13 protein-coding genes are annotated in these 15,194 nt (G+C 70.8%); 7 read left to right on the top strand and 6 right to left on the bottom strand.

The features are described from left to right. Nucleotides 1-89: 89 nt before the first annotated feature. Both ACZ5DC_RS22275 and ACZ5DC_RS22270 read right to left on the bottom strand, forming a co-directional pair. On the bottom strand, nt 90-644 hold the full coding sequence (locus ACZ5DC_RS22275; protein WP_468655215.1) for a methylated-DNA--[protein]-cysteine S-methyltransferase: 555 nt from the start codon (nt 642-644) through the stop codon (nt 90-92). 40 nt (nt 645-684) lie between these two features. Then, nucleotides 685-1,557 (bottom strand): glycerophosphodiester phosphodiesterase, encoded by an 873-nt coding sequence (locus ACZ5DC_RS22270; protein WP_468655213.1) that lies wholly within the window; start codon nt 1,555-1,557, stop codon nt 685-687. A 278-nt stretch (nt 1,558-1,835) separates the two neighbouring features. On the opposite strand from ACZ5DC_RS22270, the gene ACZ5DC_RS22265 reads away from it, so the two are divergent. The 6 genes from ACZ5DC_RS22265 (at nt 1,836) to ACZ5DC_RS22240 (ending at nt 10,322) form a co-directional block, all read left to right on the top strand. Continuing rightward, entirely contained in the window at nt 1,836-2,702 is an 867-nt protein-coding gene (locus tag ACZ5DC_RS22265) for an MHYT domain-containing protein (protein WP_468655211.1), read from the top strand. A gap of 40 nt (nt 2,703-2,742) precedes the next feature. Then, nucleotides 2,743-4,890: an excinuclease ABC subunit UvrB gene (gene uvrB, locus ACZ5DC_RS22260; protein ID WP_468655209.1), complete on the top strand. Its 2,148-nt coding sequence runs from the start codon at nt 2,743-2,745 to the stop codon at nt 4,888-4,890. 172 nt (nt 4,891-5,062) lie between these two features. Continuing rightward, a complete protein-coding gene (locus tag ACZ5DC_RS22255; RefSeq protein WP_366751321.1) occupies nt 5,063-5,641 on the top strand; it encodes a TerD family protein in 579 nt (192 codons plus the stop codon). Between the two features lie 29 nt (nt 5,642-5,670). After that, complete coding sequence (locus tag ACZ5DC_RS22250; protein ID WP_468655207.1) at nt 5,671-7,692, top strand: TerD family protein; 2,022 nt, start codon at nt 5,671-5,673, stop codon at nt 7,690-7,692. 222 nt (nt 7,693-7,914) lie between these two features. After that, nucleotides 7,915-8,916, top strand: a complete 1,002-nt coding sequence (locus ACZ5DC_RS22245) for a TerC family protein (RefSeq protein WP_468655205.1) — start codon at nt 7,915-7,917, stop codon at nt 8,914-8,916. A 305-nt stretch (nt 8,917-9,221) separates the two neighbouring features. Further along, on the top strand, nt 9,222-10,322 hold the full coding sequence (locus ACZ5DC_RS22240; protein ID WP_468655203.1) for a calcium:cation antiporter: 1,101 nt from the start codon (nt 9,222-9,224) through the stop codon (nt 10,320-10,322). 28 nt (nt 10,323-10,350) lie between these two features. Here the strand turns inward: ACZ5DC_RS22240 and ACZ5DC_RS22235 are convergent, their stop codons facing one another. After that, nucleotides 10,351-11,622 (bottom strand): MFS transporter, encoded by a 1,272-nt coding sequence (locus tag ACZ5DC_RS22235; RefSeq protein WP_468655201.1) that lies wholly within the window; start codon nt 11,620-11,622, stop codon nt 10,351-10,353. A 209-nt stretch (nt 11,623-11,831) separates the two neighbouring features. On the opposite strand from ACZ5DC_RS22235, the gene aroQ reads away from it, so the two are divergent. Next, entirely contained in the window at nt 11,832-12,305 is a 474-nt protein-coding gene (gene aroQ, locus ACZ5DC_RS22230; protein WP_468655199.1) for a type II 3-dehydroquinate dehydratase, read from the top strand. An 11-nt stretch (nt 12,306-12,316) separates the two neighbouring features. On the opposite strand, the gene ACZ5DC_RS22225 is transcribed toward aroQ, so the two are convergent. The 3 genes from ACZ5DC_RS22225 to ACZ5DC_RS22215 all read right to left on the bottom strand — a co-directional run bounded on the left by ACZ5DC_RS22225 (nt 12,317) and on the right by ACZ5DC_RS22215 (nt 14,953). Next, nucleotides 12,317-13,045, bottom strand: coding sequence for an amino acid ABC transporter ATP-binding protein (locus tag ACZ5DC_RS22225; protein ID WP_167546374.1), 729 nt, complete (start codon nt 13,043-13,045; stop codon nt 12,317-12,319). A gap of 88 nt (nt 13,046-13,133) precedes the next feature. Then, on the bottom strand, nt 13,134-14,072 hold the full coding sequence (locus tag ACZ5DC_RS22220; protein WP_468655197.1) for an amino acid ABC transporter permease: 939 nt from the start codon (nt 14,070-14,072) through the stop codon (nt 13,134-13,136). Further along, nucleotides 14,069-14,953, bottom strand: coding sequence for an ABC transporter substrate-binding protein (locus tag ACZ5DC_RS22215; protein WP_468655195.1), 885 nt, complete (start codon nt 14,951-14,953; stop codon nt 14,069-14,071). Before ACZ5DC_RS22215 ends, ACZ5DC_RS22220 begins: the two co-directional genes overlap by 4 nt. Between the last annotated feature and the right edge of the window lie 241 nt (nt 14,954-15,194).

Here is a 15,194-nt window from a genome sequence, read left to right as displayed (position 1 = left end):
CTTTGGATCAGGCCGGATCAGGGAGCGGTGCCAGGGCCCGCGAGCCCGGCATGATCCAAACGAGAGGCCCTAGCCGCACTCCGGACCGGTCAGAACAGCGGCTCCGGCAGCACACCCTCCAGGGCGAGCAGCTTCCGCTTGGTCTCCAGTCCGCCCCCGAAACCACCGATGCCGCCGCGGCTCTCCACCACCCGGTGGCACGGCACGACCACCGGCAGCGGATTGGCGCCCATCGCCGCGCCGACCGCCTGCGCCCCGCCGGGCTGGCCGACCCGGCCCGCCAGATCGCCGTACCCCACCACGGTGCCGTACGGCACACCGGAGGCCAGTTCGCGCAGGACCTGCCGGTTGAAACCGGAGATCAGCGACCAGTCCAGCGGCAGGTCGAAGTCATGCCGCCGGCCCGCGAAGTACGCCCGCAGCTGGCCTATCGCCTCGCTCAGCAGCGGCGCGTCCGGGTCCTCCACGGGCTCGGAACCAAGCCGTGCGGCCAGCCGCTCCAGCGCCCGGCCGCGCACCGCGTCCGAGGCGTGGAAGACGACGTTGACCAGGCCGTCGCGGGTCGCCGCCAGCATCAGCGGGCCGATGTCCGTGCCGACGACGGCCCACACGACCCGCTGCTCATCCTGTGCATGGCTGTCCATGCGCCTACGGTACGGCCCGCCACTGACAACGCCGGCCGGGTCAGCCGGAGCCCAGCGCCGCCCGCACCACGTCGGGCTTGTTGCTGATGATTCCGTCGACCCCGTAACCGGCGACCTCACGTGCGGTGGCCGCGTCGTCCACCGTCCAGGCGAGGAGCTCCAGCGGCCGGCCGTGCGGCCCGTCCAAGGCGTGCACGGAGGCGACGTACCCCTGGGAGAGTGACCCGTACGAGGGATTGATCAGGTCCGCGAAGCGCGTGAACCCGTGCAGCTGCGCCACGGTGGGCGTACCGAGGTAGCCGGTGATGACCGCCGGCTTCAGCTCGTGCACGGTCCGCACGCTGTCGGCGCTGAAACTCTGCACGATCAGCCGCCCCAGGTGCCCGCCGTCCAGCCAGCCCTCGTTGTCCAGCAGCTTCAGCGTCTGCTGCTCGATGCCCGGGTACAGCTCCGGATTCTTGATCTCCAGGAGGAGTTTCTCGTGATCGTGTTCGATCCGGCGCATGTACTCCTTCAGTGTCGGCACGCGCACGCCCGCGTAGACCGGGGAGAACCAGCTGCCCGCGTCCAGCCGGGCGATCTCGGCGGCGGTGAAGTCCCGCACCTTCCACGGCGCCCGGTCGGGGAAGACCTCCTCGGCGTTCGTGGTGCGCCGCAGGGTCTCGTCGTGCACGACGACCAGCTCGCCGTCCTTGGTGCGCTGGACGTCGTTCTCGACCCATGAGAAGCCCAGTTCGGCGGCCTTGTCCACGGCGGCCAGCGTGTTCTCGGGTGCGTAGGTGGAGGCGCCCCGGTGGGCGATCACCGTGGGCACGTCGTGCTCGCCCGCCCGGGCATCGGACGTGGGGCTCAGCAGGGCGGTCACCGTCCCCAGGACCGCGGCTACCGGGGCGGCGACTACGCGCGCGTACATGCGTACTCCTCGCATCGAGCGGATACCGACAGCAACAGAGTGACAGCACTGAGTCAACGGCACTCGGTGCACGACGGCCACACCATGCATGGAGATGTCCAAGTCCGCTCACCGATGCCGCACAACTGCGGCAAGGCCGTGTTTCTTTGCCGGAAAATCGTTCGACCCCTCCGATGGGGGTCATACTCTCTGCGACAACCCTGACCGCCCGTGCGGTCCTGGGACGGGGGCGTATTCGGGTTTTCCGGGACACAAGAAGGCGGGAAGGGCAGCCGCGGATGCAAGGCACGGTCGACGGATTCAGCTACGGGGCCGTCACCCCGTTGGTGGCCTACCTGATGGCGTGCCTCGGCGGCGCCCTCGGCCTGCGCTGCACCACACGGTCCCTGCTGGTCACGCACGCACGGCGGCCCGCCTGGCTGGCCCTGGGCTCGGCGGCGATCGGCTCCGGCATCTGGACCATGCACTTCGTCGCCATGATGGGCTTCAGCATCAAGGAGGCACCGCTCCACTACGACAAGCCGTTGACCTACGCGAGCCTCGGCCTCGCCATCGTCATGGTCGGCGTCGGGATCTTCATCGTCGGCTACCGGGGCGCCACCGGCACCCCCCTGTTCACCGGCGGCACGATCACCGGTCTGGGTGTCGCCTCGATGCACTACCTCGGCATGGCGGGCGTCCAGTTCCACGGACGGTTCACCTACAACACGTTCACCGTCGCCGCCTCCGTCGTCATAGCGGTCGTGGCCGCCACCGCCGCCCTGTGGGCCGCCGGACAGGTGCGGGGCTTCCTGTGGAGCGTCGGCGCGAGCCTCGTCATGGGTCTCGCGGTCAGCGGCATGCACTACACCGGCATGGCCGCCCTGAGCGTCCACCTCGACGGCGCCTCCCGCACCGCCGGGGGCGCGCCCGCCGCCTCCACGCTGGCCCCGATGCTGATCGGACCGCTCGCCTTCCTGCTCCTCGCGGGCGTCGTCGTGATCTTCGACCCGCTGATGCTGGTGGGCCGCCCCGACTGGAGGCCCGTCGAGCAGAAACCGGGCGTTCCGGCCGCCGCCGTCGCCTCCCACGCCGAGCGCCGCCCCGCCGTCCACGACGGGCACCGGCCCGTGCAGCACGCCTCCCGCACCCCGCAGAACCGCTGATCGGAACCCGTTGTCAGTGCGGGGTCGTACGGTTGATGTCATGCGGCCCGTTTCCCACATCGAACGCACGGTGGCGCCCTTCGAGGTCGTCAGCCCCTACCAGCCCAGCGGCGACCAGCCGGCGGCCATCGCCGAGCTGGCCAAGCGCATCGAGGCCGGCGAGAAGGACGTCGTCCTCCTGGGCGCGACCGGCACCGGCAAGTCCGCCACCACCGCGTGGATGATCGAGAAGCTCCAGCGCCCCACCCTCGTGATGGCACCGAACAAGACACTGGCCGCGCAGCTGGCCAACGAGTTCCGCGAGCTGCTGCCGAACAACGCCGTCGAGTACTTCGTCTCGTACTACGACTACTACCAGCCCGAGGCCTACGTCCCGCAGTCGGACACCTACATCGAGAAGGACTCCTCGATCAACGAGGAGGTCGAGCGCCTGCGCCACTCGGCCACCAACTCGCTGCTCACCCGGCGTGACGTCGTCGTGGTCGCCTCGGTGTCCTGCATCTACGGCCTCGGTACGCCGCAGGAGTACGTGGACCGCATGGTCACCCTCCGGGTCGGCGACGAGATCGACCGGGACGAGCTGCTGCGCCGCTTCGTCGACATCCAGTACACGCGCAACGACATGGCGTTCACCCGCGGCACCTTCCGGGTCCGCGGCGACACCATCGAGATCTTCCCGGTCTACGAGGAGCTGGCCGTCCGCATCGAGATGTTCGGCGACGAGATCGAGGCGCTGTCCACGCTCCACCCGCTCACCGGCGAGATCATCAGCGACGACCGGCAGCTCTACGTCTTCCCCGCCTCCCACTACGTCGCCGGGCCCGAGCGCATGGAGCGGGCCGTCAACGACATCGAGAAGGAACTGGGCGAGCGCCTGGGCGAGCTGGAGAAGCAGGGCAAGCTCCTGGAGGCCCAGCGCCTGCGGATGCGCACCACGTACGACATCGAGATGCTCCGCCAGATCGGCACGTGCTCCGGCGTGGAGAACTACTCGATGCACTTCGACGGCCGCTCGCCGGGCTCCCCGCCCAACACGCTGCTGGACTACTTCCCGGACGACTTCCTGCTCGTCATCGACGAGTCGCACGTCACCGTCCCGCAGATCGGCGCCATGTACGAGGGCGACGCCTCCCGCAAGCGCACCCTCGTGGACCACGGCTTCCGCCTGCCCTCCGCCCTGGACAACCGGCCGCTGAAGTGGGAGGAGTTCCAGGAGCGCATCGGGCAGACCGTCTACCTGTCGGCCACCCCCGGCCCCTACGAGCTGTCGCGTTCGGACGGCTTCGTGGAGCAGATCATCCGTCCCACCGGCCTGATCGACCCGGAGGTCGTGGTCAAGCCCACCGAGGGCCAGATCGACGACCTGGTGCACGAGATCCGCAAGCGCACCGACAAGGACGAGCGGGTCCTCGTCACCACGCTGACCAAGAAGATGGCCGAGGACCTCACCGACTACTTCCTCGAACTCGGCATCCAGGTGCGCTACCTGCACAGCGACGTCGACACCCTGCGCCGCGTCGAGCTGCTGCGCGAACTGCGCTCCGGTGAGTACGACGTCCTGGTCGGCATCAACCTGCTCCGTGAGGGCCTCGACCTGCCCGAGGTGTCCCTGGTGGCGATCCTGGACGCCGACAAGGAGGGCTTCCTCAGGTCGGGCACCTCGCTGATCCAGACCATCGGCCGAGCGGCGCGCAACGTCTCCGGCCAGGTCCACATGTACGCCGACAAGATCACCCCGGCGATGGAGAAGGCCATCGAGGAGACCAACCGCCGCCGGGAGAAGCAGGTCGCCTACAACAAGGCGAACGGCATCGACCCGCAGCCGCTGCGCAAGAAGATCAACGACATCGTCGCGCAGATCGCCCGCGAGGAGGTCGACACCGAACAGCTCCTCGGCTCCGGGTACCGCAAGACGAAGGACGGCAAGGGAGCGAAGGCCCCCGTTCCGGCGCTCGGCGACAAGGCGGCCAAGGGCGCGAAGGCCACAAAGGCCACCAGGAACGCCAAGGGCAAGGCGGTGCCCACGGACCGTCCCGCGGCCGAACTGGCGGAGCAGATCGAAGAGATGACCGAGCGCATGCGTGCCGCCGCCGCTGAGCTGCAGTTCGAGATCGCGGCCCGGCTGCGCGACGAGGTCTCCGAGATGAAGAAGGAGCTGCGCCAGATGCGGGAGGCCGGCCTGGCCTGAGTCTCGCCCGGTACCGGTCTTCGGCCCGAACGCCAAGTGTTGCAACCCCGACACAAAGCCCGGGCCGGGGGTCGGCACCGTCCGAGGCCCTGCATAGGGTTCTGACACAACCGCGCGGTGGGCAGCAACGGCTCGGCGCGGCAACAGGGGACTGTCGAGAGGGGATCCAGCCGTGTCCGTCAACTTGTCCAAGGGTCAGGCCATCAGCCTGGAGAAGAAGGACGGGGCCACCCTGACGGCGGTCCGCATGGGGCTCGGCTGGCAGGCGGCCAAGCGGCGCGGCCTGTTCGGCTCTCGCACCCGCGAGATCGACCTGGACGCCTCCGCGGTCCTCTTCGCCGGCGCGGAACCCAAGGACGTCGTCTTCTTCCGCCACCTGGTCAGCGACGACGGTTCCGTGCGCCACACCGGTGACAACCTCGTCGGCGGCGCCGGCCAGGGCGGGGACGACGAGGCCATCCTGGTGGACCTGCAGCGCGTCCCGGTCCACATCGACCAGATCGTCTTCACGGTCAATTCCTTCACCGGCCAGACCTTCCAGGAGGTGCAGAACGCCTTCTGCCGGCTCGTGGACGAGACCAACGGCCAGGAACTCGCCCGCTACACCCTGGCCGGCGGCGGCGAGTACACCGCCCAGATCATGTGCAAGGTGCACCGGGCGGGCTCGGGCTGGACGATGACGGCCATCGGCGCCCCGGCCAGGGGCCGTACCTTCCAGGACCTGATGCCGGCGATCCTGCCGCACCTGTAGGGCCTGTCGTCAGCAGGGGGGCGACGGCGATGGTGGCCGAGCTGGTGCGGGGGCAGAACCACCCGCTGTCCCACGTCCGGCTGGAGATCCGGATCTCGGCCGGGGCGTCGGTCCTGGCCGGAGTCACACTCGGCGACGAGCACGGCACGGTGCACGGCCCCCAGTGGGTGGCCCACCCCGGCGCCCCCGTCCTGCCGGGTGTCGAGGTGCCCCGGCAGCCGGCCGCCGGGCACCGCCTGGCCGTCGATCTGGACGCCCTGCCCGAGGCCGTGCACCGCGTCGAGGTGTTCATCGCCCTGCCCACCGGCACGGCAGGTCCCCTCGGCTTCGGTGCCGTCCCGGCCCCGCACACCACGGTGAGCGGACCCGACGGCAGCGAACTGGCCTGTTACACCCTCACCGGCCTGGACACCGAGACGGCCGTGATCGCCCTGGAGCTGTACCGCAGGCAGGGCGCCTGGAAAGTGCGCGCGATGGGCCAGGGTTATGCGAACGGCCTCCCCGCCCTCCTCGCCGACCGGGGGCTGCCCGACGCGGACGACCTCGCGACGGCCATCCAGGGGGCGGCGGCCCGGACCCTGCCCGGTACGGCTCCGGCACCGCCGACCGATCTCGGTCCCCGGGCCGCCTCCGCTCCGGCACCGCAGACCTCGTCCACCCATCAACCGGCGTCCACTTTCCAGCCCGCGCCTGCTTCCCCGCCCACTGCCGCTTCTCAGCCGGCGCCGGCTGCTCCGCCCACTGCCGCCTCCCCGCCGTCCGCTTCGGGGCCTGCGGAACCGCCGTGTCCGTACGACCCGCAGGTCCCTGACGAGGATGGCGGCCCCGGTCCCCACCAGCCCGGCGGCCCGGTCGACTCCACACACCCGCGCCGCACCCGCGGCCTTCCGCCCTCGCCCCCCGCACCCTCGGTCGCCGACGGACAGCCCGCTCGGCCCGTCGCCGGGGACGCCGTGGGCTGGTCGATGGAGGAACGGCTGTACAACCAGGTCCGGGGCATGTTCGAGGACCTCGCCCGCACCACGGCCGCCTACCGCAGCGCCGTCGACTTCGCCGACTCCCGCCTGGAGAAGGAGCTGGACCAGGCCCTCGCCGACCCCCGCACGCGGCTCGGCACGGCGGGAGATGCCGCGCGCGAGGCGGCCCACGCCCGCCGGACCCAGCTGGCCGGCCAGGCACGGGCGGCCTTCGATCGCGACCTCGCCCAGCTCATCGCCGAGGCGGAGGTGGTCGAGCCCGCGCTCCCGCCCGCCTACGCTCGCTGGGACAGCCCCGTCTGGCACGCCTACCGCCTCCCCGCCGAGCCGCCGATGGCCCTGCGGCTCGGCGATCTGCACCTGCCCGAAAGCGCGCCCTTGCGCATTCCCCTGCTGGTCAGGCTGCCCCTGGAGAGGGGTTTGTGGATCGACAGCGGGCTCGGCGCCGCTGACCTGACGGGCCCCGCCGAGCTGCGGGACCTGGCCCTGTCCGTGGCCGTCGCCCTCGCGGCGCGTCTGCTCGCCGTACACCCGGCCGGCGAGTTCGCCGTGCGCGTCCTCGACCCTGCCGGTGCCGGGACCCACGCGCTGCTGCCGCTGACGCGGTCCGGGGTTCTGGCGGCGCCGCCCGCGACCGGGGCGGCGGGTGTCGCGCAGACGCTGCAGGGGCTCACCCGGCGCGTCGACCTGGTGCAGATGGCGGTGCGCGGTGGGGCGGCCGAGTCACTGCCGGCGGATGTGGACACCGCCCAGCAGCTCTTGATCGTCAACGACTTCCCGCACGGCTTCGACGACCGTTCGGTGACCCGGCTGCGCTATCTAGCCGACGAGGGCCCGGCCGTCGGCGTACACCTCCTGCTCGTCGCCGACCGTGAGGAGGCCGCCGCATTCGGCCCCTTGCTCGATCCGCTGTGGCGTTCGCTGCTGCGACTCACCCCGGTGCCCGACGACCACCTCGCCGATCCCTGGATCGGTCACGCCTGGACCTACGAGCCCTCACTCTCCCCGGCCGCCGGCCGGATCGTGCACGACGTGCTCACCGAGGTCGCCAGAGCCCGTACCAAGCAATGGTAAAAGCAATCTGACCTGGCAACTTGGCTTCTCCTTTGCTTTTCACTTTACCTTTCCTTGGTGATAGGGGTACAGTCTTCCGTACGGAGGGGAGTACTCCCTGACTGCGGCGCACCCGTCAGTACGGACCGGTCCGGTCCCGGGGCGCCGGCCCATCGCGGGTGGAAGAGACCTCCGGCAGCGACAACGCTGATGTGTTTGCCGTCATGTAATGCCGGAGGTGCAATGGAAGTCTCCATGGGTCTGTGGGCCCTCACCATCGCGGGTCTCGCCGCCCTGATCTCGGTCGACTTCTTCCTCGGTCGCAAGCCGCATGAGGTGTCGATCAAGGAAGCGGGCATCTGGACAGCCGTCTGGATCGCCCTGGCCGGCCTCTTTGGTCTCGGTCTCCTCGTCTTCGGCGGCGGGCAGCCGGCCGGTGAGTTCTTCGCGGGCTTCATCACCGAGAAGTCGCTGAGCGTCGACAACCTCTTCGTCTTCGTCCTGATCATGGCGAAGTTCGCGGTGCCCGCGCAGTACCAGCAGCGCGTCCTGCTCGTCGGCGTCCTCATAGCGCTGGTCCTGCGGGCCGTCTTCATCGCCGCCGGGGCCGCGATCCTCGCGAGCTTCTCCTGGGTGTTCTACCTCTTCGGCGCCTTCCTGATCTGGACCGCCTGGAAGCTCATCCAGGAGGCCCGTACGGACGAGGCCGACGAGGAGTTCGAGGAGAACAAGCTGCTGAAGGCCGCGGAGCGCAAGTTCGGCGTGGCCGACCGGTACCACGGCACCAAGCTGTGGATCCAGCAGAACGGCAAGCGCGTCATGACCCCGATGCTGGTCGTGATGCTCGCCATCGGCACCACGGACGTGCTGTTCGCCCTGGACTCCATCCCCGCGATCTTCGGCCTCACGCAGGACCCGTACATCGTCTTTACCGCGAACGCGTTCGCCCTGATGGGTCTGCGCCAGCTGTACTTCCTCATCGGCGGGCTGCTCAGGAAGCTGGTCCACCTCTCGTACGGGCTGTCGATCATCCTCGGCTTCATCGGCGTCAAGCTGGTGCTGCACGCCCTGCACGAGTCGGGTGTCCACGTGCCCGAGATCAGCATCCCCGTCTCGCTCGGCGTGATCTGCGCGGTCCTGGCCGTCACCACGGTCACCAGCCTGCTGGCCTCCAGGAAGCAGGCGGCCGTCGAGGAGGCGGACGCCGACGGCGAGGGCGCTCGCAAGAGCAGCGTCGATGTCTGACCCCGGGTGCGACGGAAGCCCGCGCCCTCGCACAGTCGCATAGCCGAATAGCCGCAGAGCGAACGGGGGCCTTGTTCTCGCCGGGGGAGCGTGAGCCCCCGGCGAGGACGTCAGCTCTCCGCGGGAATCGTCGTCGCCCCTTCGCGGGGTCCGTCGCCCCTTCGCGGGGTCCGTCGCCCCACGGCGGCGTCTCATAGCGACGCGGAGGCCCGGTCCCACCGGCACCGGGCCCCGGACCGGAAAGGATGAGAGGTATCCGGAAAGAACGGAATGCGAACCTTGTACACCTCTGCGACCATCGCCGCATGATCACTCGGCTCTGGTCGCTCACCCGACAATGGACGATCCTCGTGCCGGTGCTCGCGGTCGTCCTGCTGGTCTTCACCTGGGGCCGGGGCCTGCCCGGCGCGGTCGTCGGTCTGGTGACCCTCGTTCTCGCCGGTTCCGTCCTGGCGGCCGTGCACCACGCCGAGGTGGTCGCTCACCGGGTCGGCGAGCCCTTCGGTTCCCTGGTGCTCGCCATCGCCGTCACGATCATCGAGGTGGCCTTGATCGTCACCCTCATGGCCGACGGCGGCGACAAAAGCGCCACCCTGGCCCGGGACACCGTCTTCGCCGCGGTGATGATCACCTGCAACGGCGTCGTCGGGATCTGCCTGCTCGTCGCGTCCCTGCGGCACGGCACGGCCGTCTTCAACCCCGAGGGCACCGGCGCGGCGCTGGCGACCGTGGCGACACTGGCCACACTCAGCCTGGTGCTGCCGACCTTCACCACCAGCAAGCCAGGACCGGAGTTCTCCACCATCCAGCTGACCTTCGCCGCGCTGTCCTCGCTGATCCTGTACGGGCTGTTCGTGACCACCCAGACCGTGCGCCACCGCGACTACTTCCTGCCCATCACCCGGCAGGGCGAGGTCATCACCGCCGAGGACCACGCCCGGCCCCCGTCGGCGCGCACCGCCTGGACCAGCCTCGGCCTGCTCGGGCTGGCCCTGATCGGTGTGGTCGGCCTGGCGAAGGGCGTGTCACCCACGATCGAGTCCGGCGTGGCGGCGGCGGGCCTGCATCACGCCGTCGTCGGTGTGATCATCGCCCTGCTCGTCCTGCTGCCCGAGACCATCGCCGCGCTGCGCTCCGCTCGCCGCGACCGGGTGCAGACCAGCCTCAACCTGGCGCTCGGCTCCGCGATGGCCAGCATCGGCCTGACCATCCCGGCCGTGGCGCTCGCGTCCGTGTGGCTGCCCGGTCCGCTCGTCCTGGGCCTCGGCGCGACCCACATGCTGATGCTCGCGCTGACCGTGGTGGTCAGTTCCCTGACCGTGGTGCCGGGCCGGGCCACACCCCTCCAGGGAGGCGTCCACCTGGTGCTGTTCGCCGCCTACCTGGAACTGGCGATCAACCCGTAGCGGGAACGGAGGCGGCCGGCGCGTCCGGTCAGCCCGTGACCGGCTCGACCGCCGGCACGGGCGCCGGCCGCGTCTCCGGCAGCATGGCGAAGCAGGCCAGGCTGATCAGCGCGATACCCGTCAGGTAGGCCCCCACGCCCCAGGGAACCCGCCCGCCCCGCTCCGCGAGCTCCGTCGCCACGATCGGGGTGAGGGCGCCGCCGAAGACCCCGCCGAGGTTGTAGCCCACGGCGGCGCCCGTGCACCGCACCCGGGCCTCGTAGAGTTCCGGCAGGTACGCGGCGATCACCGCGAACATGGTGACGAAGGCGAGCAGGGCGCCCAGGATGGCGAGGAACATCAGCAGCGGCTCGCCGGTCGCCAGCAGAGCGACCATCGGGAGCATCCACAGGACGCACGCCGTGCACCCCGTCAGGCACAGCGGCCGGCGTCCGTACCGGTCGCCGAGCAGCGCCACGACGGGCGTGCAGGCGCCCTTCACCAGCACCGCGCCCATGACGCACACCAGCATGACCGTACGGCTCACGGCGAGCCGTTCCGTCGCGTACGCCAGCGACCAGGTCGTCACCGCGTAGAACACCGCGTAACCGACCGCGAGCGCGCCGGCCGTCAGCAGCACCAGCCGCCCGTGGTGCCGTACGACCTCCACGAGCGGCACACGCGCGTGGTCGTCGATCTCCAGGAACCGGGGACTTTCCCTGAGGGAGGAGCGCAGCCACAGCCCGGCCAGCGCGAGGACGCCGGCCGCCCAGAACGGCACGCGCCAGCCCCACCGGGCGAACTCCGCGTCGGACAGCCCTGCCGACAGCGCGAGCACCACCCCGTTGGCCAGGACGAAGCCGAGCGCCGGCCCGATCTGGGGAAAACTCGACCACAGGGCGCGCCGCCCGGCGGGAGCGTGTTCGGCGGTCAGCAGTACCGCCCCGCCCCACTCGCCGCCGAGCCCCAGCCCCTGCAGGAACCGCAGCACGAGCAGCAGCACGGGCGCGGCCACGCCGATGGTCCCGTAGGACGGCACACAGCCGACCGCGACCGTCGAGGCGCCGGTGAGCAGCAGCGAGACGACGAGCACCGGTCGCCGGCCGCGCCGGTCCCCGAGGTGCCCGAAGAGCACCGAACCGAGCGGCCGGGCCAGGAATCCCACCCCGAACGTCCCGAAGGCCGCGAGCGTCCCGGCGACCGGCGAGAACGTCGGGAAGAACAGCGGCCCCAGCACCAGGGCCGCCGCGGTCCCGTAGACGAAGAAGTCGTAGAACTCGATCGCGGTCCCGGCGAGCGAGGCGGCGGCGAGCCGCGGCATGGACGGAGTCTTTACGGTGCGTACATCGTGCATGCCGCGTCAACTACCCACAGTGATCGGGGGTTACGGGGGCGCGCGGAGGTGATCACGGTGCCTGGGCGCGCGCCGCGGCGACCGGCGCGCGGGCCCGCTGCCAGCGCCGACCGGCGTGATAGACCGGGTGCGAGCGGCGGTCGTGGACGGACCGCCCCGAACGGACCGGAGGAACCGTGCCCCGCACCCTGGCCAACGCCCCGATCATGATCCTCAACGGGCCCAACCTGAACCTCCTGGGTCAGCGCCAGCCCGAGATCTACGGCCACGAGACGCTGGCCGACGTGGAGGCGCTGTGCGCCAAGGCGGCGGCCGCGCACGGCGGCACGGTCGACTTCCGGCAGTCCAACCACGAGGGCGAGCTGGTCGACTGGATCCACGAGGCGCGGCTGAGCCACTGCGGGATCGTCATCAACCCCGGCGCCTACTCGCACACGTCGGTCGCCCTCCTGGACGCGCTCAACACCTGTGACGGCCTGCCCGTGCTGGAGGTGCACATCTCCAACATCCACCGGCGGGAATCGTTCCGGCACCACTCCTACGTCTCGCTGCGCGCCGACGGCGTGATCGCGGGATGCGGAGTGCAGGGTTATGCGTTCGGCGTGGAGCGGGTCGCGGCACTGGTCGGGGCGGCGCGAGCGGACGCGTGAACCGCGCGGGACTACAGCCGGCCCGCCTCCACGATCCGCCGCAGGAAGCGCCGTGTGCGCTCCTGCCGCGGGTCGCCGAAGACCTGCTCGGCGGTGCCGCGCTCCAGCACGACCCCGCCGTCCAGGAAGCACACCTGGTCCGCGACGTCCCGCGCGAAGCCCATCTCGTGCGTGGCCAGCACCATGGTCATGCCCTCGTCCTTCAGGCCACGCACCACCTCCAGCACCTCGCCCACCAGCTCGGGGTCGAGCGCGGCCGTGATCTCGTCCAGCAGCAACAGCCGGGGCCGCACCGCGAGGGCCCGTACGATCGCCACGCGCTGCTGCTGACCGCCGCTGAGCCGGTCCGGGTACGCGTCGGCCTTGCCGCCCAGTCCGAGGCGCTCCAGCAGCTCCCTGGCCCGTTCCTCGGCCTCCGTACGGGAGACGCCGTGCACCCGGCGCGGCGCGAGCGTGATGTTGTCCAGCACCGTCATGTGCGGGAAGAGGTTGTACGCCTGGAAGACGACGCCGATCCGGCGCCGTACCGCGTCCTGGTCCACGCGCGGGTCGGTGATCTCCTCGCCGTCCAGCCAGATGGCTCCGTCGTCGATCTCCTCCAGCAGGTTGGCGCAGCGCAGCAGCGTGGACTTGCCCGAACCGGAGGCGCCGATCAACGCGGTCACCGTGTGCGGGGCGACCTCCAGACCGACGTCCCGCAGGACGACCGAGCCGCCGAAGGTCTTGCGGACCGACTCCATCCGCAGCACCGGCGCGCTGCTCGCGGGCGTGTCCCCAGGCGTGTTCTGAGGCGTGTTCTCGGGCGTGCTCACAGGACTCCTCCCCGGGTCACAGGGACCCTCCCTGGGCCCGCCGCCGGTCCATCCGGGCCGTCACCCAGTCGGTGAACCGGGTCATCGGAATGGTCAGCGCCACGAACACCAGCCCCGCGACGATGTACGGCGTGTAGTTCAGACTGCGGCCCACGACGATGTCGGCCGCCCGTACGGCGTCCACCGCGCCCCCGATGGACACCAGACCGGTGTCCTTCTGCAACGACACCAGGTCGTTGAGCAGCGGCGGCACCTGGCGGCGCACCGCCTGCGGCAGGACGACGTGGCGCAGGGCCTGCCGGTTGGTGAGGCCCAGCGAGCGCGCCGCGGCGCGCTGCGAGGGGTGGATCGACTCGATGCCGGCCCGGAACACCTCCGCCACGTACGCCGAGTACGTCAGCGTCAGGGCCGTACCGCCGAGCAGCACCGGATCGACCGTCACGCCCTGCAGCCGCAGCGCCGGCACGCCCAGGACCACGATCATCAGATTGATGATCAGCGGCAGGCCGCGGAAGAAGTCGGTGTACGCCGCGGCCAGTGCCCGCAGCGGGAAGAAGACCGGGCCGCGCAGGGTGCGCGCGACGGCGATCAGCATGCCCAGGACCAGGACGGCGACGCCGCAGACCAGCAGCAGGCGGACGTTCAGCCACAGCCCCTCGAGGACCTTCGGCAACGCCTCGCGCGCGTAGTGCGCGCTGAAGAACGTCTCCTTGGTGCGCGGCCAGCCCGGCGCGTTCACGACGACCAGGTAGAGCAGGGCGGCCGTGACGAGCGTGGAGAGGGCCGCGACGGCCGTGGCGCGGCGGGCACGCGCGCGTTTGTGGCGCTCGCGCGCCAGACGCCGCTCGGAGGGCGCGTAGCCGTCGTCCGGGACGCCGTCACCAACGGTGCGGCCGGTCATGTCCCCCTTGTCGTCCGCCCCCTCCCGGGCCGACTCTCCCTTGGTGACCGTCACTTGAGCACCGGGGCGTCGACGGCGTCCGAGAGCCACTGCTTCTCGATCCGGGCCAGCGTGCCGTCCTTGCGGAGGGCGTCGACGGCGCCGCTCACGCAGGAGGTCAGCGCACTGCCCTTGTCCAGTACGAGCCCGAACTGCTCGGGTGTGCCGGTCCGGTTCTCGAACTGGCCGACGATCTTCGCGTTCGTCACTTCGGCGGCCGTGATGTAGAACGCCGTCGGCAGGTCCGTGACGATGGCGTCGACCTGGCCGTTCCTCAGCGCGGACTTCGCCTGGTCGTTCTTGGCGTAGACGGCCGCGTCCTGCGCCGGCTTCACGATGTCGGTGATGTAGTCGAGGCTGGTGGTGCCGACCTGTGCGCCCAGCTTCAGCTTCCTGAGGTCCGCGATGCTCTTCGCCGCGGCGGCCTTGCCGCCCTTCAGGGCGATGACCGCCTGGCGCACGTCGTAGTAACCGGAGGAGAAGTCCACGGCGTTCTTGCGCTCGGCGCTGATCGAGACCTGGTTGATGTCGAAGTCGAACGTCTTCACCCCGGGCGCGAACGCCTTGTTGAAGGGCACGCTCTGCCAGACGACCGCGCTCTTGTCGTACCCCAGTCGCTTCGCCACGGCGTAGGCGACGGCCGACTCGAAGCCCTTGCCGTTGGCGGGCTTGTCGTCCTTGAACCAGGGCTCGTACGCCGGTTCGTCCGTCGCGATCGTCAGTTTCCCGGCCGTCCTGGTGGTGAGCGATCCCTTGGCGCAGCTCTTCGCGGCCGGCCCGGACGGGGCGGCCGACGCCTTCTCCTCGGGCTGCGGGGCGCAGCCGACGGCGGTGGCGAGCAGGGCTACGGTGACGGCGGCGACCGCGCGGCGTGGGGCGCGAGGGGCAGGATGCATGGCGGGAGACTGACAGCGAATGCGGCGTCTGTCCAGGTCACGACGGTGGTTGTCCGCATGCTGGGAACGGGTGTTGCGGCCGTGTGAACGCGGCTGCCCGCAGCCCACGCGGGCGTGCGGGCTGAGCCCGGGCCGCCGGCCGAGGGCGGGGTGTAGACCGGCGGCCCCTACCGCTCAGGAGCCGTCGTCCTGCGCGGGGCCCTACCAGTTGACTGCGGTCGGCCGGTCTCCGGGAGTGCGC

The sequence above is a fragment of the Streptomyces sp. NPDC031445 genome (genome assembly GCF_055581365.1).
This window is presented reverse-complemented; position numbering and strand designations above follow the sequence as displayed.

Coding starts and splice junctions, on each gene's coding strand:
- ACZ5DC_RS22275 (WP_468655215.1), bottom strand. CDS start 644: ATGGACAGCCATGCACAGGATGAGCAGCGGGTCGTGTGGGCCGTCGTC.
- ACZ5DC_RS22270 (WP_468655213.1), bottom strand. CDS start 1,557: ATGTACGCGCGCGTAGTCGCCGCCCCGGTAGCCGCGGTCCTGGGGACG.
- ACZ5DC_RS22265 (WP_468655211.1), top strand. CDS start 1,836: ATGCAAGGCACGGTCGACGGATTCAGCTACGGGGCCGTCACCCCGTTG.
- uvrB (WP_468655209.1), top strand. CDS start 2,743: ATGCGGCCCGTTTCCCACATCGAACGCACGGTGGCGCCCTTCGAGGTC.
- ACZ5DC_RS22250 (WP_468655207.1), top strand. CDS start 5,671: ATGGTGGCCGAGCTGGTGCGGGGGCAGAACCACCCGCTGTCCCACGTC.
- ACZ5DC_RS22245 (WP_468655205.1), top strand. CDS start 7,915: ATGGAAGTCTCCATGGGTCTGTGGGCCCTCACCATCGCGGGTCTCGCC.
- ACZ5DC_RS22240 (WP_468655203.1), top strand. CDS start 9,222: ATGATCACTCGGCTCTGGTCGCTCACCCGACAATGGACGATCCTCGTG.
- ACZ5DC_RS22235 (WP_468655201.1), bottom strand. CDS start 11,622: ATGCCGCGGCTCGCCGCCGCCTCGCTCGCCGGGACCGCGATCGAGTTC.
- ACZ5DC_RS22225 (WP_167546374.1), bottom strand. CDS start 13,045: ATGGAGTCGGTCCGCAAGACCTTCGGCGGCTCGGTCGTCCTGCGGGAC.
- ACZ5DC_RS22215 (WP_468655195.1), bottom strand. CDS start 14,953: ATGCATCCTGCCCCTCGCGCCCCACGCCGCGCGGTCGCCGCCGTCACC.